This is a genomic window from Saccharopolyspora oryzae (assembly GCF_027853915.1).
Lineage (GTDB): Bacteria > Actinomycetota > Actinomycetes > Mycobacteriales > Pseudonocardiaceae > Saccharopolyspora > Saccharopolyspora oryzae.
In genome coordinates, this window is the sequence record NZ_JAQGLA010000043.1 from 29,046 (window position 1) to 49,436 (window position 20,391).

The following is a 20,391-nucleotide window of genomic DNA, read 5'->3' on the forward strand; positions in this document are numbered from 1 at the left end:
GCACTTCCTGTTGGGAGCAGCCCATTGAGGACCAGCGCACCTACCGCTTCCGGCGCCCCGACCCGCGCCCCTTCGGGCCTGCAGAAGCGAGTCCTGGCCGGTGGCAGCGTCGGTCAGTTCATCGAGTTCTACGACTTCACGCTCTACGGGCTGTCCGCGGTCACCCTCGCCGCGCTGTTCTTCCCCGGTGCGAGCCCGCTGGCCAGCATGCTCTCCACGTTCGCCACCTTCGGCGTCGCGTTCTTCGTCCGCCCGCTCGGCGGTCTGTTCTTCGGCGCTCTCGGCGACCGGATCGGTCGGCGCAAGGTCCTGTACATCACGCTGCTGACCATCGGTTTCGCCACGACGATGATCGGCCTGCTGCCGGGCTACGCCACGATCGGCGCCGCCGCACCCGCCCTGCTGGTGCTGTGCCGCCTCGCGCAGGGCTTCTCGGCCGGTGGTGAGTCGGTGGGCGCACCGGCTTTCGTCTTCGAGCACGCCCCGCTGGACAAGCGCGGCTTCTGGCTCGGCATCACCCTGTCGGCGACGGCGCTGCCCTCGGTGTTCGGCGGAACCCTGATCTTCGTGCTGTCGAACGTCCTGAGCCCGGAGGCGTTCCAGTCCTACGGCTGGCGGATCCCGTTCCTGCTGGCGCTGCCGCTGGCCTTCGTCGGCCTGTGGATCCGCAGCCGGACCGAGGAGAGCCCGGCGTTCCAGCAGGTGCTGCGGAAGGCCGAAGGCCGCGAGCACGCCCCGGTCCGGGAAGCGTTCCGCGAGAACAAGGTCCGCATGCTGCAGGTCGGCTTCGTCATGGGCCTGACCGCGCTCGGCTTCTACTTCCTCAGCGGCTACTTCGTCTCCTACCTGCAGGGATCCGGTGGTCTGAGCCGGGAGGAGTCGCTGCTGGCCAACGCCGCGGCGATGCTGCTCTACGCCGTGCTGCTGCCCGTCGGCGGCATCGTCGGGGACCGGGTCGGCCGAAAACCCATGCTGCTGGCGGGATCCCTCGCCCTCGCGCTGCTGGCCGTGCCGTCGTTCAGCCTGGTCACCAGCGGCTCCCTCGGCCTCGCGCTGCTCGGCCAGTCGCTGTTCGTGCTTTGCTTGATCACCTACGGCGGCGGCTGCTACGCCTTCTTCGTCGAGATCTTCACGACCAGGACCCGGTTCACCTCGGCAGCGGTGAGCTACAACGTCGCGTACGCCCTGTTCGGCGGCACGGCGCCGTTCGTCGGCACCTACCTCGTCGGGCGCACCGAAGTCCCGTCGGCGCCCGGCTGGTACATGGCCGTCGCCGGGTTGATCGTGTTCGTACTGCTGATCGCCACCCGGGTGCCCGAGACCCGGCAGCGCGTGGACGTGGAGGTTGCCCGATGAACTCCGAATCCTTCCTGACCGACTTCCACCAGGTCGCCGCGATCGGGGCGACGCCGGCGAACGGCGTCGAGCGGCAGGCGGCGACACCGGAGGACAAGGAGATGCGGGACTGGTTCGTCGCCTTCGCGGAGGCGCGCGGCTGGTCGGTGCGCGTCGACTCGATCGGCAACCTGTTCGCCCTGGTGGAGTGGCATCCGGACGCCGACTACGTGCTGGTCGGCTCGCACCTGGACAGCCAGCCGCGCGGTGGCCGGTTCGACGGCGCCTACGGCGTGATCGCCGCCCTGCACGCTGCGGACCGGCTCGCCGCACGGGTCGCGGCGGGCGAACCGGCCCCGAAGCACAACCTCGCCGTCGTCGACTGGTTCAACGAGGAAGGCGGCCGGTTCCCGCCGTCGATCATGGGCAGCTCGGTCTTCGCCGGGCTGATGGACGAGCAGGAGATGCTGCAGGTCACCGACCTCGCGGGCGTCACCGTCGCCGACGCCCTGGACGCCATCGGCTACCGCGGCACCGACGAGCGGCCCACCCCGGTCGCCTACGCCGAGATCCACATCGAGCAGGGGCCGATCCTGGAGCGGGAGGGCATCGAGCTCGGCGCGGTGGACCACAGCTGGTACACCCAGAAGCTCGACGTCGAGGTGCTGGGGGAGCAGTCGCACACCGGCGCGACCGCGATGGCCGACCGCCGCGACGCGCTGGTGGCCGCATCCAAGGTCGTGGTGCTCGTCCACGACGTGACCCAGGACTTCGAGCCGGAGTCCATCGTGTCGTCGGTCGGCCAGCTCACCCTGGAACCGAACTCGCCGATCGTCGTGCCCCGCCGGGTCCACCTCGTCGCCGACCTCCGGGCCAACCGGCCGGAGATCGTCCGCGAAGCCCGCGCGCTGCTGCTGGAGCGGATCGCGGCGGTGGCGAGCGAGCACGACCTGACCATCGATGTCCGGGACTTCGACGTCCGGCCGGTGCAGAGCTTCCCGGAGGAAGGCCTGGAGCTCAGCGAGAAGGTGGCTGCCGAGCTCGGCATCGGCATCCGGCGGATCAACACCATGGCCGGGCACGACTCGGTGGCGATGAACCGCATCGTCCCGGCGCTGATGATGTTCATCCCGTCCATCGACGGCGTGAGCCACTGCGAGCGCGAGTTCACCAGCGACGAGCAGATGTCCGTGGGCGTGGACGCGCTCACCGAAGCGACCTGGGAACTGCTCCAGGGCGGGCTGGACCGGGAGGAGACCGGACGATGACGGAGTCCCGGGACGAACTCGCCCACCTCGACGCCGTGTCCGCGCTGCGGGCCTTCCGCAGCTTGGAGCTGTCACCGGTGGAGCTCCTCGACGCCGTCGTCGGCCGGGCCGAGCGGGTCAACAGCGGGATCAACGCGTTCACCGAAACCCTCCACGAGGAGGCGCGGGCCGAGGCGGAACGCGCTGCGGAGGCCTACGTCCGCGCGGCCCGATCCCAGGAACCCACGCCGCCGCTGCTCGGAATTCCCCTGGCCACCAAGGAGAAGCACAACCTCGCCGGACGGCGGATCGAGCAGGGACTGGCCACGCACGCCGGTCGGGTGGCCGACGCGGACCACCCCGTGGTCGAGCGCATCCGGCAGGCCGGCGGCGTCATCCACGCCCGCACGACCACACCGGAGTTCAGCTGCGCCACGGTGACGCACAGCGCCATGTGGGGCGTGACCCGCAACCCGTGGAACCTCGACGCGACGCCGGGCGGCTCGTCGGGCGGGGCGGGCGCTGCGCTGGCCGCGGGCATGACGACGCTGGCGACCGCGTCCGACATCGCGGGTTCGACTCGCGTGCCCGCGGGTTTCACCGGAACCGTGGGCTACAAAGCGCCGTACGGCCGGATTCCGGGGCTGCCACCGCTCGGCGGTGACTGGTACCGCGGCGACGGGCCGATGGGGCGCACCGTGGCCGACACCGCGCTGCTCGCGTCGGTCATGTCCGGACGGCATCCCGCCGACCACACCTCGTGGGGCCCGCAGGGCGTGCCGATCGCACTGCCGGAGGATCCGGTGGCTGCGCTGCGCGGTGTGCGGGTCGGCTTGTCGGTGCGGCTCGGCGACTTCCCGGTGGATCCCGAGGTCGAAGCCGCCACGCTGGACGTGGTGGTTCGGCTGGAGAAGGCCGGTGCCGTCGTCGTGCCGGTGGAGCTGCCGTGGACGAGCGACCAGGTGATGCGCACGATCTTCGCCCACTTCGGCCAGATCCTGGGGCCGGCGATGGAGCAGGAGTCCGGTGACGTGGAGACGCTGGCGCCCTACGCCCAGCGCTTCATCGCCGATGCCCGCCGCCAGGCCGAGCGCACCAGCCTCGTCGAGTCCCTGGCCCTGGACGCCGCGATGCAGCGCGACCTCGCCACCGCGATGGCCGACGTGGACGTGCTGATCTGCCCGACCAACGCGGTGACCGCACTGGACGCCGACGGCGACTACCTCGACGGCATCGACCTCGGCGGGCACCACCACGGGCACTACTGGGAGGCGCACCTGACCAGCCCGTTCAACGTCGCAAACCGGTGCCCGGTGCTGTCGGTGCCCAGCGGTGCGGCGGGCAACGGCGTGCCGACCGGGGTGCAGGTCGTGGGCCACCCGTTCGACGAGGAACCGGTGTTCCGGGTCGCCGCCGGAATCGAAGCACTCGTCCCCCGAGCACCCTGGCCCGCGCTCGGTCGGTGAAGCGGCACCGGCTCGAGCGAGGAGACCAAGCTCGAGCCGGTGCGGACTGCGGCCCGGTCAGCGCAGCTTGCCGACGGCGCCGTAACCGTTGGCGGGCTGCTCGTCGTTGGTCGTCGGCCAGTGGTTGATCGGGGTGAGACCGGGTTCGACCAGTTCGCACCCGTCGAGGAACGCGGCGATCTCATCGCGGTCGCGGACCACCAGCGGTGTCTTCGTGCTGCGGTACACGTTCTGACCGCGGTGGGTTTCGCTCTCGGTCATCGTGATGGGCGACCCGTGCGAGAGCGCCAAGTAGCTGCCCGGGGCGCAGGCCTCGCGGTAGGTGCGCAGGATCCGGGCCGGGTCGTCGGCATCGGGTACGAAGTGCACGATGGCCACGGCCAGCACCGCCACCGGCCGGGAGAAGTCCAGCAGCCCGGAAACGCCTGGTGCGGACAGGACATCGGCCGGGCGGCGGATGTCGGCTTGGGTGATGCTGACGTTCGGCTCGTCGACCAGGAGCGCCCGCGCGTGCGCGACCGCCACGGACTCGTGGTCGACGTAGGCGATCCGGGCGTCCGGGTCGTGCTGGTGGGCGATCTCGTGGACGTTGCCGACGGTGGGCACACCGGAACCGAGGTCGAGGAACTGGTCGATGCCCTGCTCGCACAGGTACCGCACGGCCCGACCTAGGAACAGCCGGTTCATCCGCGCGAACCGGCCGATCTCCGGGGTGATGGCCAGCGCCTTCTCGGCGGCTTCGCGATCGACGGCGAAGTTGGCCGCCCCGCCGAGGTAGTAGTCGTACATCCGCGCCACGTTCGGCGTGGAGACGTCCACCTCGGGTCCGCTGATCTCAGTTCTCGGGTGCGCGTCGTCGCTGCCGGTGCGATCCATCGTCGAGCCTCCCCATGCCGGGTCCGCGACACACTAATCGTTGTCGGAAACCGGAAGTGGGCGATTGGGCTATCCGGGCGAGCCGTTCGAGACGCCGACGCGTTCGGCGAGCCGGCCGATGTAGGCGATGACGTCCTCGGTCGGAGCGTCCGGCAGCCCGAACAGGACCTCGGTCACCCCGCAGTCCGCCCAGGCGGTCAACGCGTCCGGATCCGGTTTGCCGGCGAGCGCGACGACCTCCGGCTCGCCGTCGCGGCCCGCCTCGCTCCAGAGCTCCCGAAGTCGTCGCACCCGGTCCTCGACGTCGCGCTCGATCGGCGTGGTGATCCAGCCATCGGCGTGCCGCGCGACCCAGGCGAGGTTGCGCTCCGTGCCACCCGCGCCGAGCAGGACCGGGACGTGCCCCGCGCGAACGGGTTTCGGCCAGGCCCAACTCGGGCCGAAGCTCACGAACTCGCCCTCGTAGTGCGCCTCCTCCTGCGTCCACAGCGCCCGCATGGCGTCCAGGTACTCGCGCAGCGCGGTCCGCCGCCGGCCGCCGGGGATGCCGTGATCGGCCAGTTCGTCGGTGTTCCAGCCGAATCCCGCTCCCAGCACGACGCGTCCGCCCGACAGGTGGTCGAGCGAGGCGATCGTCTTCGCGAGCGAGATCGGGTCGTGCTCGGCCGGCAGGGCGACGGCGGTGGACAGCGTGATCCTCCGCGTCACCGATGCGGCAGTGGCCAGCGCGACCCACGGATCGAGAGTGCGCAGGTAGCGGTCGTCGGGGAGCTCGTCGCTGCCCGTGCCCGGATGGGCGGCTTCCCGCCGCACGGGGATGTGGGTGTGCTCGGGGACGGCGAAGGAGTCGAACCCCGCTTCCTCCGCGGTCCGCGCCGCCTCGGCGGGCGAGATGCCGCGATCGCTGCTGAACAGCACGATGCCGTATCGCACAGGTATGCCTCCGATCCCGCTGCTCCGCTCGAGCCCGATTAGAACACGTTTCACTCCGCTGCGGAACGGTCGAGCGCGGAAGCGGATCAGCGCACCTGCTCGAGGCAGGCAACGGCTGCGGAGGAACTGCCCGGCTTAGGTCTCAGCGCTTCGGAGCGGGGAGCGCGGCCAGGAGGTTCTCCTCGGTCGTTCGGACCTGGTTGGCCAGTCCGGTCAGCACGGGTTCCAGGCCCTCGGGGGCTTCATCGCTGTCCGGGCGGGCCGGTGCCGGTGGTGTTCGGTCGTCCAGGACGTCGAGGGCGGCACTGAGGTGTTCGGGAGCGGTGAGCGCTGCGGTGGTGCCGAGCGTGGAGAGGTCGTTCAGGGCGGCTCGGTAGCGGTCGAGTTCGGCGAGCTGGTCGTCGTCGAGTTGTTCGCGGTCGGGCGTGAGCTCCGCGCGGGCTCGCGCTGCAGCTCGGTTCAGGGCGACCGTTTCCGGACTCGTGGCGCTGCCCGGTTCGGTCAGCGCGCGCAGCGCTCCTGCGGTTTCCACCCGCGCGGTGACGATTCGGCGTTGCAGGGGTTCTGGGCGCAGGCCCGGGACGACGGCGAAACCGATGACGACGCCGATGGTCGCCGCGGCGAGCGTCAGCAGCGCGTACTCGACCAGGGTGTGGACCGGGTCGGTGTGCCGCAGGGACGTGTTGAAACCGACCGTCACCACGACCATGAACGTGTAGGCGTAGGTCGGGCGGGCCATCATGTTCCACAGCCCGATCAGCAACGCCACCCCCGCGACCACGGGCAGGTACGGGGTGGGCACGACCAGGACGATCACGGCCGACAGGGCTGCTCCGGCGAGCAGGCCGATGACGCGCGGTCGGGCCTTGGACAGCGTTGCGCGCCAGCTCGCCTGCAGGATGCCGAAGGTCGTCATCAGCGCGGTGGCGACCAGCGGATCACCTGGCGGCAGGTACGAGGTCAGGACCAGGGCCAGCAGCAGCCCGAACGCCGTGCGCACCGCGTGCCGGACCTGGATCGAGCGCAGCCGCACGCTCGGCTGCAGGACCGCTTCCCGCAACCGGTGGTGCCGGTCGGCCAGCGGGACCCGCGAGGTGTCGCGCTCGTCGACGGCCCGCTCCACAGCATCGAGGGCGGCCGAGGCATCGGAGAGGAGCCTCGTGCCGGAGGCCGCTTGCTCTGCGCTGGCTTCCGGAGCGGGTTTCTTGGCGCGAATTCGTTCGGCGAGGCCCTCGGCCCGAGTGCGTGCGGAGGCCAACGCCTCGTCGAGTTCTGCCCGGCCTGCGCGCTGGATCGCCTCGGCCGAGCGCAGGGCCAGGCGGTAGCGGGACGCCGCGCCGAGCGCAGCACCGAGCCAGCGGCGGCGGCCATCGGCCAGCCACGTGTCGAAAGCGGCGTCCAGGTCGGGAACTTCGGCGTCGAGGACGTCGGCGATCTTCGCGCGGGTCGCCTTGGACGGGTCCGAGATGCCGAGCAGCACGCGCAGCAGGACGGCGATCACCACACCGGTCACGGCGGCGACGACGACCTGCCAGGGGCCGACGGGTCCGAGCAGCGCCATGCCGTAGGCGAACAGCGTGACCATGCCCAGACCGAGGCCGACCGTGACGAACCGCGGCCCCCGCACCGGCAGCAGCGCCGCGACGAACACGATCACCACGATGACCGCGATCGCAGCGGGCCGGGAGACCTCCCCGAGCAGCCGCGGCACGATCGCCGCGAACAGCAGCAGCGGGCTCAAGGCCGCCGCCAGGCGCAGATCGGGCCGCAGCGGACCGCCGAGGAAGGCGAGCAGGGAGAACAGCGCGACGAACCCGCCCACGACGGAGGCCGATCCGGCGCCCACCGCGTAGCCGACGAGGAACGTCGGGACCAGGGCCACCGCGAACAGGACGAGCAGCAGCGGGCTTCCTTTGGCCCGGGTGGACGCGCTGTCGGTCTTGCTCATCTGCTACCTCGGGGTGCGGATCGGGTGGGGCGGTCGGTGCGCGCAACATGATCGCCCGCCCGAGTGCTCCCCGCAGAGTACGGTCAGCTGCTCACCACCGGGTAGAACAGGGGCATGCCTGAAGACGGTGTTACGGCGCTGGTGGTGCCGCTGCCGGAAGCTGATCGACTGCTGGCCGCGGTGGCGGCGCGGTTCCCGGATGCGGTGCGGCCGGTGCCCGCGCACGTTTCGCTGCTGTACCCGTTCGTGCCCGCTGAAGCGCTCGACGACCGGGTTCTGGCCGCTCTGGCCGAGGTTTTCGCCGGTCAGCCGCGATTCGGGGTGGAGCTCGGCGAGTGCCGTCGAGCAGGCGGATTCGTTTCCCTGCGGCCGACTCCGGAAGACGGGTTCACCGCGCTGACCGGCCGTATTCGCCGGCGGTGGCCGGATCTGCTCCCGTACGGCGGCCGATTCGGCAGCGACGTCGAGCCGCACCTGACGGTCGCGCTGAACACCTCGGACGAAACGGCGGCGGCGGTGGAGCGCGAGATCGTCCCGGAGTTCGCGCCGATCCGGGCCGAAGTCGGCGAGGCCTGGCTGATCGGCTTCCAGGGCGGGTGGGAGTTGCGCCGGCGGTTCGACTTCACCGGCTGACGCCACGCCGTCGCCGGTCCTCGGTCAAGCGGTCCGATGCGCGTCGACCCAGTCCACGATCTCGTCGAGGACCTGCTCCTTCTCGGGCTCGTTGTGGGACTCGTGGTAGAGGCCTTCGTGGAGCCGGTAGGTGAGATCCGCCGAACCGGCGCGTGTGCGCACCAACTCGCTGGCGGTCGGCGGCATCAGCTGGTCCGCGCCGCCGTGCAGGACGAACAGCGGCATGGTCAGCGAAGGCAGCCGTTGCGGCATGGCTTCGGCGGTCCGCATGATCTCGACGGCGGTCCGCGCGCGCATCCTCCCGTTGTGGTTGAGCGGATCGGCGCGGAAGGCCCGCACCACCTCGGGATCGCGGCTGATGGTGTTCGCGTCGATGCGCCGCACGCCGAGGTCGGGCAGCAGCTTCGACAGCAGCGGTGCGAACGCCTTCTCCACGCCCGACACCGGGCCGGGGTCGAGCGCCGGGGCGGAGATCACGGCACCGGCGATCCGGTCCAGCGGCGTGCCGGTGAGGTACTGCAGCGAGATCAGCCCGCCCATGCTGTGCCCGTAGACGAACATCGGAACGTCGTCATGGCGCTCACCGGCCAGCCGTGCCAGCAGGTCGACCCCGGTGACAGCGGCGGCCATGCTGCCGATGTTGCCACGGGTGCCGGGCGATCGGCCGTGCCCCGGGTGGTCCAGGGCGTAGACGGCGTAGCCGCCCGCTCCGAACCGCTCGGCGACGTGCCGGAACCGGCCGCTGTGCTCGTGCACGCCGTGGACCAGCACGACCACCCCGGCCGGCTGGTCCACGGTCCAGCTCTGCCAGTACTGCCCCGAGGACAGGGTTCCTTCGGAGTGCGTCGTCTTCGGCAACGCCTCGTCGTGGGGCTTCGTCATCGAGCACCTTCCCGGCCGACTGCGCTTGCGGAGTGCCTCCGCAAGCCTCGTCCGGTGATCGATTCTCGGCAACCCCGGGATCCGCTCAGCAGATCACGGTGCTGGCTTGGCATCGAGCTCAGTCGAGTCTGCTGTGAACTGAGGAGAACGATGCGGCAATGGTTGTTTAGACGGCCTCGGCCGCCCGTAACGGTATTGCCTGGTCGGGATCCGGCCAGGGGCAGACAAGACGTCGAATCGTCTGCTCCAAGTCACTCGTCTCAGTCGCCAATCGGCCATCACGCGAAATTTCTTCATGCGAGTACTGGCACTCATGGTGGGCTGCCGCGATGTATGGGGTGTCGGTGTTGGGCCGACCGTGACGTAGGAAGGTGGCGATGGGTGTGAAGGCAGACGACGTGCCCGGGCAGCAGGAGGTCGTTCTGGAACGGCCCTTGACGGGTCTGGCATTGGCAGTCGCAGACATGCGCAATCAGGCGATTCGTGCGCGTGATCGCGGGAGGGCGATGAACAGGATGGCCACCACGCTGGCTATGTCTGGAGGGAACGCTCGCGTGGAGGTCGATGAACCGGACGGTGCGCGTTGGTCGATGGTCGTCACTGCGCCGGTGTGCGGCCAAGCGGACGTGCACGGGTGAGCGCGAAAGATCCCGGTCAGGAAGGCGATGAGGAGGACCTCGCGACCTTCCTAACGTCTCACTGGGATGAGCTTTACCGAGTTGTCCGACGCAGAGTGGGCAACCACCACGTAGCCGAGGACATTCGGCAGAACGCGGCCAAGGGTTTCGTGATCTGGTGGCGTAAGCGGCAGCCAGTGCAGACGAACGAGAGGACGCCGATGCTGTTCAGCATCGCACATCGGAAGATCGCCGGCTATTACCGTGAAGGCTCGCGGCGTCCGGTCACACCGATGGAAGGTGGACCGCTCGCAGACGACGCTACTATCTCGACTGAGGAGGAGGTGCTCGCTGAGCTGGGCTACCGCGAGCTCATGCAGGTGCTCTCGTACCTGACTCCTGCACAGCGGCGCGCCTTCGAACTGGTCCGCGTGGACGGCCTCAAACATCGGACAGCTGCGGAGATCATGGGTATCAGTCTGTCAGGTCTGCGAAAGCACTTGGACGCCGCCAGGAAGAATCTGATGCGACGTATCGATGGACTTTCCGAGCCCTTCAATATTGCGGCGTCCAGAGGGAGTTCCCATGACTGACCACCAGGGCACGCACATGTTGAAGCCGTTCGATATGGACCTGCTAAACCGGGCTGTCGAGGAGATGGATCCAGCAGACAGGGATGCTGAGCTGGTAGCGGCCGACCGAATCGCTGTCGGGCACGCCGCTGAGAGCCTCGGTGCCGAGTATTTCTCGCGCGGCGATCTTGATGCCGCCCATCGTTGGTACGGTCTTGCTGTCGACTGCGGAGTGCCGAATGCTCCAGAAACCTTGGCCGACATCGCGATGCTTCGCGAGGCCATCGAGGCACCCGAAATCCGTTGTGCTGCCGCCAACACCTCGCTCGCGCCTCTCAGTGGGGGAGTTGACACTGAGCAGATACCCGTAGCCGATGAGATCTCCAATGCGGCGAGCATAGTTCGAGCAGCCAAGGACGCTGCGGCCCGCATCATCGATGACGCTCATGCTCGCGCGGACCGAATTGTTGCTGATGCCCGTGATTCCCGAGAAGCTGCGCGGGAAACCTCGCGCAGTATCGCTGACTTACTCGATCACGGGTGGTCGAGCGGCCAGGTGGATGCTGGCACTCGCTCGGGCTTGCTTCTGTGTGCTGCTTCTACCGGCAGTGGCAAGACGAATACGATCATGAATCTGATTGATAAGTTGGCCCGCGACGGGCGTCGCACCTTGCTTGTTGCGCCTACGAAGGCGGCCGCTGAACAGGTGGCGCGACACCTTGCCAGGAGATCGCCGTTCTTCCGTGACGCTGAATCTATCTTCGATACGGATGACTGGTCACGGGCCGAGATAAGTCTGGCGTCCGAGTTGGTTCAGTGTGTGGGGCGACTGAACCGGGGCGGCGATCCCCGCATCGGGAGTGCGATGTCCGCGGATTATCGCCAACCTGTTGTGCCGACCTTGACAGCTTCTGCATGCGACGCCAGCGCTTGTTTCACTGCCGAGTTCGCGTCGTCCTTCCGCGTTCTCGCTCGCGATATCGGACCTGATACCGAGCTTTTGCAGTGGAAGAGCGTCCAATCCCGCGCCGTCTCGTACTGGAGGAGGTTGCTCGAAGTATCTGCTGTCTTGTCGGCTGCGGACATACGTGGCAAGGCATGCCCGCATTGGCGACAGGTCTTGGGCGACGTGGGGTGGTCTGTGCAGGCGGATGCAGAGCACGACGTCGAGTGGCTCAAGCTGCTGAGAACTGAACTGAACGAGGGATCGTCGCTGGTCGAGGTTGCTGAGCGCCTGCTTCACCTGCTCGATTCGGCGGGCAAAATGCGGATGGATCCGGAGGCCCGGCGAGATCAGCTCACGCCGGGCCCCGAACTGATCCGGGCACTCGATCAACTAGATCCGGTCGGGAACAGGTCGGACGTGCTCGCGCGATAAGCGGAGTCACCGGACATTCCCGGCCTTGTGTTCGCCGGTGGCAGGCCCGAATGATGTAAAGGACGACGGCGTCCGAGGCTGTCTGGCGCCGTTCTTCGACCAAGTTCCGTTGGTGATGGTTCCGGTTTCGTCCGGCGGACGGCGAGGGGTCAGTACCCGGCTCCGGCTTCTTGCAGGGCCTTCCAGAAGCCGTGGACGATCTCGTCGCCGGGGAGGCCGAAGGTGTTCAGCACGTTCGCCCAGGCCAGGGCGTCTCCGGACTGCGTGAGACCGTCCATCGCGCCCTTGTAGACCTCGTTGTCGTTGAGCAGTTCCCGGGGCATCGGGGCCGGGAACGCGGCCGGGCCCCACGTGATCGGCGCGGAGGGCGGGAGCACGAGGTCGCCGACGTCGGCGAAGTTCGCCGGGCGGGCCCAGTAGTTCCGGTTCGGGTCCGCGTCGCCGTAGGCGCCGTGCGCGGTGGGCAGCCGCTGCATCTCACCGGTGAACGCCTGCGCGTTGGAGATGGGGTTCGCGGCGTTGCACACGAGGTCGTCCTCCCGGCAGATGCTGGCGACCTTGACGCCGCGGAAGTCGCGCGGGCCGGGGGTGTGCATGCCCGGGCCGTCGGGAGCGACCGACATGATGCCGCCGGAGGGGCCCTGCGACGCGGTGTCGGCGACGTGCCTGCGCGGGTCGGCGATCAGCACGGCGTTGAGCAGCTCGTGCGGGACCTCGTTCTTCGCGGCCAGCAGCTCGACCGCATCACCGGAGATCAGCGCGCCGAACGAGTAGCCGACGAGGGTGACCGGCGAACCCGGGCACGCGCGGTGGAAGTCGAGGACCTTCTGCGCCAGGGCCGGGGCAGCCACCCGCCGCGTCTCGTCGAGGCTGTGCGGGTGCACGCCCGGCACGATCCCGTCGTCGTAGCGGAACTTGTCCATCTGCGCCCCGGCGGGCACGGTCGTCCCCGCGTCGTCCCAGGTCTTGCCGGTCAGGCCCCGGCCCCGACCGTCGGTCAGGACGTACAGGTGGCTGCAGTCCGCCGATGCGGTCTGCACCGGTTCGGCCGCCGCGACGTCGGCGGCCGCCAGACCGGTAGCGGTCAAGGCGACGGCGGACAGCGCCAGGCACGCCCTTTTCATCAGATGCATGCGAAACCTCTCCGATCGCGCGCGACGTCGACGTGCATTCCCCGAATGCGCGTTCGCGGCGCTGGACCATTTCAGGCGAATCGAGCCGGTTTACGGGGAGCATGCTCGCCGGGCGATGATCGCGAGTCAACCGGGTTCAGCGTGGAAATTGCGGTCGTCGACCGAATTTCACCGCCGCTTCATCGCCGCCCCGACTCGTCGCGCGGGTGAAATCCCTGGTAGCAGCCCAGGATGACACTGCCATCGAGTTTCTCCCCGAGGTATTCCGCAGGACCAATCGTGCTGCACAGCTGGGAAAATGTGAAAATCTGCCCGCTGCCCCGTGATTCGATCCAGGTGAGGAATTCGCCCTACTAAATGGGGTTCCCCGATTCACCGCGAGAGGTCAATCCGCAACGCGAGGTGCCAAGCGGTCTCGCAGTCGGAGGCCGATGACGGTTCCGGTTCCGTCGCGGCGGACGTCGATGGTCGTGCCGCGTTCGGCGGCCGGTTCGGTGATCACCAGTTCGTCCGCGCCGCACCACTCGACCCGCTCGATCGACGGCGGTTCCAGGTAGTAGCAGCCCGGTCGAGGTTCGGGCCGGTGGATGCGCACCGCCGCGCCGCCGTCCGGGTGCGGGGCGAGCTCCATGCGGTAGAAGGTCGCGTCGAACTCGCCGACCAGCTCGGTCGCGTCGGCGGGGGAGACCTCCGGTGGGGTTTCCGGCTCGACACCGGCCAGTTCGCGCAGCAGCGCGGCGCGGACCTCCTGGTTGACCTGGTCGCCGGACGTTCCGTTGGTCAGCAGCACGAAGGCGGCTCCGCGCTCGGGGATCAGGCACAGCTGCGTGCAGTACCCGATGGTCAGGCCGCCGTGGTGCACCAGGCGCACGCCGTCGACGTCGTCCAGCCGCCAGACCAGGCCGATCCGCTCGGTCGGCCCGCTGCGCTCGCGCTGAGGCGCGAAGGGTTCGGCCGGGGTCGCGCCGCCCAGGTGGTGCTCGGCGTAGCTGAGCATGTCGCGCACGCAGGACACCAGCCCACCGCCGGGCACGTCCCAGCCGGGCAGTTGCCAGCCGCGCTGCCACCCCGCGGTGCGGGCCACCTCGAGCGGATCGCTGCGATGGGGCGCGGCCACGCGGTGGGTGATCACCTCGTCGGCCGCGGTGAAGGTGTGCGACATGCCCGCGGGTTCCAGCACCTCGGTGCGGACCAGGTCCGCGTAGCGCCGGCCGGTGACCACTTCGAGCAGCCGGCCCGCCACGATCAGCCCGGCGTTGCTGTAGGAGTAGTCGCTGCCGGGGGCGAACACCAGCGGCAGTCCGGCGATGTGCTCGACCCCGGTGGCGATCGAGTCGTCCGCGCCGTCCGCGAGCAGCCGGGGGCCGTTGAGGATCAGGTGGTCGCCGAACAGCCCCGACGAGTGGGTGAGCAGGTGCCGGATCGTGATCCGGCCGTCCAGACCGGAGTCCGGCAGGTGGTCGACGACCGGGTCGTCCAGTCCCAGCCGCCCGGACTCGGCCAGCTCGGCGAGCATCGTGGCCACGAACGTCTTGGACACCGAGCCGATCTGGAACAGCGTGCTTTCGTCGACCTGCAGCGGATGGTCCACATTGGTCACGCCGAAGCCGAAGTGCCTGCTGCCCTCCGGGGTGAGCACCCCGACGCCGACGCCGGGCACGCCCCACTGCCGCATCAGCGGCGGGACGATCTCGGTCAGCAGGTCGGCGATGTCGGTCATGCGGGTGCACCATCCTCTGCGGGCGGTCGGAGTGATTCGCCGGGGCGAAGCGGGAAGAAGCAGGACGTGGCCCGGTGGCCCGACTCGACCAGCGGGGGAGCGTCCTGCGCGCACTGCTCCTGGGCCTTCGGGCAGCGCGGGTGGAAGGCGCAGCCGGTCGGCGGATGCATCGCCGACGGCACGTCCCCGGCCAGCACCACGCGCCGCCGTCGCGCTTCGGCTTCCGGGTCGGGCAGCGGGATCGCCGACAGCAGCGACGCGGTGTACGGGTGGGCCGGGGCGGCGAAGAAGTCCGCGCGGTCGGCGACCTCGACCACCTTGCCCAGGTACATCACCGCCACCCGGTCGCACAGGTGCTTGACCACGGACAGGTCGTGCGTGATGAACACGTAGGTGAGGCCGAGCTCGCGCTGGAGGCCTTTGAGCAGTTCGAGGATCTGCGCCTGGATCGACACGTCCAGCGCGGAGACCGGCTCGTCGCAGATCACCACCTTCGGCCGCAGGGCGATCGCGCGGGCGATGCCCATCCGCTGCCGCTGGCCGCCGGAGAACTCGTGCGGGTAGCGGTCGCGGTGGTCCGGGTGCAGCCCCACCAGCTCCATCAGCTCCGACACCCGTCGCCGCACGTCGGGCTGCCGCTGGATGCGCAGCGGTTCGGCGATGATCTCGCCGACGCTGAGCCTGGGGTTCACCGACGCGGACGGGTTCTGGAAGACCATCTGGACGTCGCGGCGCAGCTGGGCCAGCTCGGCGCCCCGCTTGGCGAAGACGTCCTCGCCTTCGAGCAGGACCTGGCCGCTGGTCGGGGTGGCCAGCCGCAGCAGCAGCCGGGCGAGAGTGCTCTTGCCGCAACCGGATTCGCCGACCAGGCCGAGGGTTTCGCCCTTCCGCACGCCGAGGTCCACGCCGTCGACGGCCCGCACCAGGCCGCGGCGCTTGCCGAACAGCCCGCCGCGCACGGGGTAGTGCAGGGCCAGGTTCCGGGTTTCCAGGAGGTGTTCGCTCATCGGCCCGCCTCGTTCGGTTCGTCCAGCGCCGCCGCCAGCGCCCGGAACTCCGCCGCGGTGTGCACGCACGCGGCCCACCGGCCCTCGGCCTTGCGGTCCAGCACCAGATCGGTCGTGGTGCACCGGTCGTCGGCGAACCGGCACCGGGGCGCGAACGGGCAGCCCGGTGGGAGGTCGGCCAACGACGGTGGCTGCCCGCGGATCGGCTCGGGCGCGAGGTCGGCGTCGAGCCTGGGCACCGCGCGCAGCAGGGACCAGGTGTAGGGCATCAGCGGGTCCTGGAAGAGCTCCTTCGGGGTGCCGGACTCCACAGCGCGCCCGCCGTACATCACCAGCACGCGGTCGGCGATCTGGGAGACCACCCCGAGGTCGTGGGTGATCACGATGATCGACATCCCGTGCGCCGCCTTGAGCTGCTCGAGCAGCTCAAGGATCTGGGCTTGGATGGTGACGTCCAGCGCGGTGGTCGGCTCGTCCGCGATCAGGACCTTGGGTCGTCCGGCCAGAGCCACGGCGATCATGGCCCGCTGCCGCATCCCGCCGGAGAGCTGGTGCGGGTAGTCCCGGGCGCGCCGCTCGGCGCTGGGCATCCCGACCTCGTCCAGCGCCTGCACGGCGCGCCGCAGCGCCTGCTTGCGCGAAACCCGCTCGTGGCTGCGGACCGCTTCGGCGATCTGGTCGCCGATGGTGAGCACCGGGTTGAGGCAGGTGGTCGGGTCCTGGAAGATCATCGAGATCTCGCTGCCGCGGATCGCCCGCAGCTCGCGCTCGTCGGCGCTGAGCAGGTCGCGGCCCTGGTACCGGATCCGGCCGCCGGTGTAGCGGCACGGCGGCGACGGGTTGAGCCGCATGATGGACATCGCGGTCACGCTCTTGCCGGAGCCGGATTCCCCGACGATCCCCAGCGTTTCGCCTTCGTCCACGGAGAACGAGACGCCGTCGACCGCGCGGACCACGCCCTCCGGGGTGTGGAAGTGGGCCTGCAGGTCCTCGACTTCGAGCAGGGGCATCGTCATCGCACCGCCTTCGGGTCGAAGACGTCGCGGAAGCCGTCGCCGATGAAGTTCACGCACAGCACCGCGAAGGCGATCGCCAGACCTGGGAAGACGATGGCGAACTGGCTGGTGAGGAACACGTGGAAGCCGGCGCGGAAGGCGTCGGAGAGCATGGCACCCCATTCCGGTGTCGGTGCCTGCGCACCGAGCCCGAGGAACGACAGCGCGGCGATGTCCAGGATCGCCGCGGCGAGGCTGAGCGTGGACTGGACGATCAGCGGACCCGTGCAGTTGGGCAGCAGCGTGCGCAGGAGGATCCGCGCGTGACCGGCGCCCATCGACCGCGCGGCCTGCACGTAGTCGCTGTCCCGCAGCCCGATCACCGAGGACCGGACCACCCGGGCGATCTGCGGGACGGACACGATGCCCACCGCGAGCACGGCGTTCCACAGGCTCGGCCCGAGCGTGGAGACGATCATGATCGCGAGCAGCACGCTGGGGAACGCCAGCAGGACGTCCATCAACCGCATCAGCACGGTGTCGTACCAGCCGCCCCGGTACCCGGCGAGCAGCCCGATCGCCGTTCCGGCCGCGGTCGCCAGCGCGACCGCCAGCAGCCCGGCGGACAGCGTCACCCTGGTGCCGTGGATCAGCCGGGACAGGATGTCGCGGCCCAGCTCGTCCTGACCGAGCAGGTGCGCGCCACCAGGAGCTCGGAAGCGGCCGGCGAGGTCCTGCGCGTGCGGGTCGAAGGGCGCGATGACCGGTGCCAGCACGGCGACCAGCACGAGCAGTCCGAGCACGACGACCCCGAACACGGCCAGCCGGTTGGCGAGGAACGCGCGCCTGCGCCGGGACGGCCGGCTCCGAGCGGTCGGCGGAGCGGTGATCGCCATCAGTACCTCACTCTCGGGTCCAGGACCGCGTACAGGAGGTCGACCGCCAGGTTGACCAGCACGAACAGCAGCGATCCGTACAGCACCACGCCCTGGATCAGCGCGTAGTCGCGCTGGTACACCGCCTGGTAGGCGATCTGGCCGACGCCCGGCCAGGAGAAGATCGTCTCGGTGATCACCGCACCCCCGAGCAGCAGTCCGAGCTGCAACCCGATCACCGTGAGCACCGGCAGCATCGAGTTGCGCAGGCCGTGGCGGAAGGTCGTGACCAGCGGGTGGACCCCCTTCGCCCGCGCGGTGCGGATGAAGTCCTCGGCCAGCGTCTCCCGCAGGCTCGACCGGGTCATGCGCATGATCACCCCGCACGGGATGGTCGCCAGCGCGAGCGCCGGCATCACCAGGTGCGCCAAGGAGTTCCGGAAGGCGGCCCAGTCACCCGCGATCAGCGAGTCGACCAGGTTCAGCCCGGTGACCGCCGGCAGCGTCTCGGCGGCGGGCAGCCGTCCCGGGAACGGCAGCAGGTGCAGGTTCACGCCCAGCACCACCATCAGCAGCATGGCCAGCCAGAAGATCGGCATGCTCACGCCCGCGACGGCGAGCACCGAGGCGACCTTGTCCAGCAGCGAGTTCGGACGGCTGGCCGCCAGCGTGCCGAGCGCGATGCCGACAACAACGGCGATGGCCAGCGCGAACAGCGTCAGCTCCAGCGTGGCGGGAAGGCGCGCGGCCAGCTCGGAGACCACGGGGCGACCGGTCGCAGTGGACTCGCCCAGATCGCCCTGCAGCGCTCGGACGAGGAAGAGCCAGTACTGCGCGAGGATCGGCTGGTCCAGGCCCATCTCGGTGCGCAGCTGGGCGATCTGCTCGGGGGTGGCGTTCTCGCCCAGGATGACCTGCGCCGGATCGCCCGGGATCATCCGCACGGTGCAGAACACGATCACCGACACCCCGAGCAGCACCGGGATCAGCTGGCCCAGTCGGCGCACGGCGTAGGTCAGCACGGTCGCTCACCTCCTCGGTGCCCGAGGCGCGCCTCAGCGGCTGAGCGCATCGAGGTCGTCCATGGCGATGTTGGTGCCGAAGCCCGCGACGGAGGAGCGCAGCGCGACCGGTGGGCTGACGTAGGCGATCGGCAGGACCGGTACTTCGTCGTGCACGATGCGCTGGACGTTGGCGTAGAGGGCACGTTGTTCCTCCGGATCCGTGGTGACCCTGGCCTCGGCGAGCAGCGCGTCGACCTGCGAGTTCTGGTAGAAGGACAGGTTCGAGGAGCTCTCCGGCGTGGCGCTGGCGCTGGCGTACCAGTAGTTCAGCGGGAAGTAGGAGTCCACGCCGATCGTGGTGCCGCCGTAGATGGCGATGTCGTGCAGGCCCTTGCCGGTCCGCTCCGAGTAGGTGGCCAGTTCGTAGGTGACCAGTTCGGCGGTGATCCCGACGTCGGCCAGGTTCGCCTGCGCGACCTGGGCGACTCCCTTGCCGTCCGGCAGGTACGGGCGGGCGGTGGACATGTACCAGAGGCTGGTCCGGAACCCGTCGGGCAGACCGGCTTCGGCCAGCAGCTTCCGCGCCAGCTCGGGGTCGTGGGGGTGCGGCTGGATGGAGCGGTCGACGAACGCGGAGATGCCGTACAGCGGCGCACCCGCCACCTCGGCCCGTTCGCCGAAGAAGTGCTCGACGATCGTCGGGAGGTCGATCGCGTGCGCGATCGCCTTGCGCACCAAGGGGTTCTGGAACGGCGCGCGGCGGGTGTTCATGGCGAAGTAGCTGAAGCACTCCTGCGGGTGCTGCACGACGGTGAAACCCGAGGTGTCGCGGATCGCGTCGGCGTCCTGGGGGACGATGCCGTTGACCGCGTCCAGGCCACCGCCGACCAGCGCCGCCACCCGCGCCGTGCTGTCCGGCATGGGGGTGAGCACCACGGTGTCCACCGGCCGGCCCGGTCCGGTCGGCCGCTTCCCCCACCAGGATTCGTTGCGGCGCAAGGTGATTTTGCTGCCGTGCTCCCAGGACGCCAGGGTGAACGGGCCGGTGCCCACCGGGCGTTCCCAGAACCCGTCCACGTCCTGCCGGATCGCGGTGGGGGAGGCGATGCCGAACTGCGCGCCCGCGAGGGTGGGCAGGAACGGTCCGTAGGGTTCCCGGAGCGTGAAGCGCACCGCGTGCGAGCCGACCGCCTCGACGCCGCTGATCACCGACTTGTCGTCGAAACCGCCGAAGAGGTTCTTGTAGTAGGCGAACTTGCTGCTCTGCGGGCCGCCGCCCCGGTGGTAGGGGTGGTCGCTCTCCCGCCAGCGGCGGAAGTTGAACACCACGGCTTCGGCGTCGAGCGGGGTTCCGTCGTGGAACCGCACGTCTTCCCGGAGCTCGAAGGTGTACTGCCGCCCTTCGTTCTCGGGCGCGGGCACGGCTGCTGCCAGGGCCGGCAGCAGCGTTCCGTCGGGGGCGTAGCGCAGCAGCGAGTCGAAGATCTGGTGGATCACCGCGTAGGACTCGCTGTCGGTCTGGTTCATCGGGTCCAGCGAGGTGGCATCCGCGCTCCGCCCGTAGACGAAGGTCGCGCCACCGGTTTCGGCCCGCCCCGCGGTTCCGCAACCCGCAGCCCCGAGCAGCACTGCTCCGGCCCCGGCGAGCTGGAGCAGACCGCGGCGGGTCAGCTCCGGCCCGGTCCGGGTGAGCTTGTGCGTCATCGCCGCTCCCTCGTGGTGTTTCGGTGCGCCAGGGATTTCCACGTGGCGCGAGATCCTCGTGCGGTC

At 69.7% G+C, this 20,391-nt stretch carries 18 protein-coding genes; 7 read left to right on the forward strand and 11 right to left on the reverse strand.

Annotated features, from left to right (window positions below; all coding sequences use genetic code 11):
- The first annotated feature begins 24 nt into the window (after nucleotides 1-24).
- Genes OU415_RS23115 through OU415_RS23125 form a run of 3 tightly spaced genes read left to right on the forward strand, consistent with a single transcriptional unit; the run spans nucleotide 25 to nucleotide 4,048 of the window.
- Nucleotides 25-1,356, forward strand: coding sequence for an MFS transporter (locus tag OU415_RS23115; RefSeq protein WP_270951175.1), 1,332 nt, complete (start codon nucleotides 25-27; stop codon nucleotides 1,354-1,356).
- Nucleotides 1,353-2,603 (forward strand): M20 family metallo-hydrolase, encoded by a 1,251-nt coding sequence (locus OU415_RS23120; protein ID WP_270951177.1) that lies wholly within the window; start codon nucleotides 1,353-1,355, stop codon nucleotides 2,601-2,603. The genes OU415_RS23115 and OU415_RS23120 overlap by 4 nt, the downstream gene beginning before the upstream one ends.
- Nucleotides 2,600-4,048, forward strand: coding sequence for an amidase (locus OU415_RS23125; RefSeq protein WP_270951179.1), 1,449 nt, complete (start codon nucleotides 2,600-2,602; stop codon nucleotides 4,046-4,048). Before OU415_RS23120 ends, OU415_RS23125 begins: the two co-directional genes overlap by 4 nt.
- Before the next feature lie 57 nt (nucleotides 4,049-4,105).
- Here OU415_RS23125 and OU415_RS23130 read toward each other — a convergent pair whose 3' ends face one another.
- The 3 genes from OU415_RS23130 to OU415_RS23140 form a co-directional block, all read right to left on the reverse strand.
- Nucleotides 4,106-4,924: an SAM-dependent methyltransferase gene (locus tag OU415_RS23130; protein WP_270951180.1), complete on the reverse strand. Its 819-nt coding sequence runs from the start codon at nucleotides 4,922-4,924 to the stop codon at nucleotides 4,106-4,108.
- Nucleotides 4,925-4,993: 69 nt separating this feature from the next.
- Nucleotides 4,994-5,857 (reverse strand): LLM class F420-dependent oxidoreductase, encoded by an 864-nt coding sequence (locus OU415_RS23135; protein WP_270951181.1) that lies wholly within the window; start codon nucleotides 5,855-5,857, stop codon nucleotides 4,994-4,996.
- 142 nt (nucleotides 5,858-5,999) lie between these two features.
- Nucleotides 6,000-7,805: an FUSC family protein gene (locus OU415_RS23140; RefSeq protein ID WP_270951183.1), complete on the reverse strand. Its 1,806-nt coding sequence runs from the start codon at nucleotides 7,803-7,805 to the stop codon at nucleotides 6,000-6,002.
- Nucleotides 7,806-7,919: 114 nt separating this feature from the next.
- On the opposite strand from OU415_RS23140, the gene OU415_RS23145 reads away from it, so the two are divergent.
- Complete coding sequence (locus tag OU415_RS23145; protein ID WP_270951184.1) at nucleotides 7,920-8,438, forward strand: 2'-5' RNA ligase family protein; 519 nt, start codon at nucleotides 7,920-7,922, stop codon at nucleotides 8,436-8,438.
- Between the two features lie 24 nt (nucleotides 8,439-8,462).
- Here the strand turns inward: OU415_RS23145 and OU415_RS23150 are convergent, their stop codons facing one another.
- The gene (locus OU415_RS23150; protein WP_270951185.1) at nucleotides 8,463-9,320 is read right to left on the reverse strand and encodes an alpha/beta hydrolase; all 858 of its coding nucleotides are present in this window, start codon (nucleotides 9,318-9,320) and stop codon (nucleotides 8,463-8,465) included.
- 383 nt (nucleotides 9,321-9,703) lie between these two features.
- Between OU415_RS23150 and OU415_RS23155 the strand changes: the two genes are divergently transcribed.
- Genes OU415_RS23155 through OU415_RS23165 form a run of 3 tightly spaced genes read left to right on the forward strand, consistent with a single transcriptional unit; the run spans nucleotide 9,704 to nucleotide 11,887 of the window.
- Entirely contained in the window at nucleotides 9,704-9,958 is a 255-nt protein-coding gene (locus tag OU415_RS23155; RefSeq protein ID WP_270951187.1) for a hypothetical protein, read from the forward strand.
- Nucleotides 9,955-10,530 carry an RNA polymerase sigma factor gene (locus OU415_RS23160; protein WP_270951188.1) on the forward strand — a complete coding sequence of 192 codons (576 nt, stop codon included), beginning with the start codon at nucleotides 9,955-9,957 and terminating at the stop codon, nucleotides 10,528-10,530. Before OU415_RS23155 ends, OU415_RS23160 begins: the two co-directional genes overlap by 4 nt.
- The gene (locus OU415_RS23165) at nucleotides 10,523-11,887 is read left to right on the forward strand and encodes a DEAD/DEAH box helicase (protein ID WP_270951190.1); all 1,365 of its coding nucleotides are present in this window, start codon (nucleotides 10,523-10,525) and stop codon (nucleotides 11,885-11,887) included. Before OU415_RS23160 ends, OU415_RS23165 begins: the two co-directional genes overlap by 8 nt.
- A gap of 149 nt (nucleotides 11,888-12,036) precedes the next feature.
- Here OU415_RS23165 and OU415_RS23170 read toward each other — a convergent pair whose 3' ends face one another.
- The 7 genes from OU415_RS23170 to OU415_RS23200 form a co-directional block, all read right to left on the reverse strand.
- Complete coding sequence (locus OU415_RS23170) at nucleotides 12,037-13,011, reverse strand: cutinase family protein (protein ID WP_270951191.1); 975 nt, start codon at nucleotides 13,009-13,011, stop codon at nucleotides 12,037-12,039.
- A gap of 394 nt (nucleotides 13,012-13,405) precedes the next feature.
- On the reverse strand, nucleotides 13,406-14,740 hold the full coding sequence (locus tag OU415_RS23175; protein ID WP_270951192.1) for a serine hydrolase domain-containing protein: 1,335 nt from the start codon (nucleotides 14,738-14,740) through the stop codon (nucleotides 13,406-13,408).
- A complete protein-coding gene (locus OU415_RS23180) occupies nucleotides 14,737-15,747 on the reverse strand; it encodes an ABC transporter ATP-binding protein (RefSeq protein WP_270951193.1) in 1,011 nt (336 codons plus the stop codon). Before OU415_RS23180 ends, OU415_RS23175 begins: the two co-directional genes overlap by 4 nt.
- Nucleotides 15,744-16,763: an ABC transporter ATP-binding protein gene (locus tag OU415_RS23185; protein ID WP_270951194.1), complete on the reverse strand. Its 1,020-nt coding sequence runs from the start codon at nucleotides 16,761-16,763 to the stop codon at nucleotides 15,744-15,746. The genes OU415_RS23180 and OU415_RS23185 overlap by 4 nt, the downstream gene beginning before the upstream one ends.
- Entirely contained in the window at nucleotides 16,760-17,638 is an 879-nt protein-coding gene (locus tag OU415_RS23190; RefSeq protein ID WP_270951196.1) for an ABC transporter permease, read from the reverse strand. The genes OU415_RS23185 and OU415_RS23190 overlap by 4 nt, the downstream gene beginning before the upstream one ends.
- Nucleotides 17,638-18,639, reverse strand: a complete 1,002-nt coding sequence (locus OU415_RS23195; RefSeq protein WP_270951198.1) for an ABC transporter permease — start codon at nucleotides 18,637-18,639, stop codon at nucleotides 17,638-17,640. Before OU415_RS23195 ends, OU415_RS23190 begins: the two co-directional genes overlap by 1 nt.
- Before the next feature lie 33 nt (nucleotides 18,640-18,672).
- Nucleotides 18,673-20,325 carry an ABC transporter substrate-binding protein gene (locus tag OU415_RS23200; protein WP_270951199.1) on the reverse strand — a complete coding sequence of 551 codons (1,653 nt, stop codon included), beginning with the start codon at nucleotides 20,323-20,325 and terminating at the stop codon, nucleotides 18,673-18,675.
- Nucleotides 20,326-20,391: the final 66 nt, after the last annotated feature.

Bases quoted from the DNA above. Each gene is read 5' to 3' on its own strand.
- OU415_RS23120 (WP_270951177.1), top strand. From the start codon at position 1,353: ATGAACTCCGAATCCTTCCTGACCGACTTCCACCAGGTCGCCGCGATC.
- OU415_RS23125 (WP_270951179.1), top strand. From the start codon at position 2,600: ATGACGGAGTCCCGGGACGAACTCGCCCACCTCGACGCCGTGTCCGCG.
- OU415_RS23130 (WP_270951180.1), bottom strand. From the start codon at position 4,924: ATGGATCGCACCGGCAGCGACGACGCGCACCCGAGAACTGAGATCAGC.
- OU415_RS23140 (WP_270951183.1), bottom strand. From the start codon at position 7,805: ATGAGCAAGACCGACAGCGCGTCCACCCGGGCCAAAGGAAGCCCGCTG.
- OU415_RS23145 (WP_270951184.1), top strand. From the start codon at position 7,920: ATGCCTGAAGACGGTGTTACGGCGCTGGTGGTGCCGCTGCCGGAAGCT.
- OU415_RS23150 (WP_270951185.1), bottom strand. From the start codon at position 9,320: ATGACGAAGCCCCACGACGAGGCGTTGCCGAAGACGACGCACTCCGAA.
- OU415_RS23165 (WP_270951190.1), top strand. From the start codon at position 10,523: ATGACTGACCACCAGGGCACGCACATGTTGAAGCCGTTCGATATGGAC.
- OU415_RS23170 (WP_270951191.1), bottom strand. From the start codon at position 13,011: ATGAAAAGGGCGTGCCTGGCGCTGTCCGCCGTCGCCTTGACCGCTACC.
- OU415_RS23175 (WP_270951192.1), bottom strand. From the start codon at position 14,740: ATGACCGACATCGCCGACCTGCTGACCGAGATCGTCCCGCCGCTGATG.
- OU415_RS23180 (WP_270951193.1), bottom strand. From the start codon at position 15,747: ATGAGCGAACACCTCCTGGAAACCCGGAACCTGGCCCTGCACTACCCC.
- OU415_RS23185 (WP_270951194.1), bottom strand. From the start codon at position 16,763: ATGACGATGCCCCTGCTCGAAGTCGAGGACCTGCAGGCCCACTTCCAC.
- OU415_RS23190 (WP_270951196.1), bottom strand. From the start codon at position 17,638: ATGGCGATCACCGCTCCGCCGACCGCTCGGAGCCGGCCGTCCCGGCGC.
- OU415_RS23200 (WP_270951199.1), bottom strand. From the start codon at position 20,325: ATGACGCACAAGCTCACCCGGACCGGGCCGGAGCTGACCCGCCGCGGT.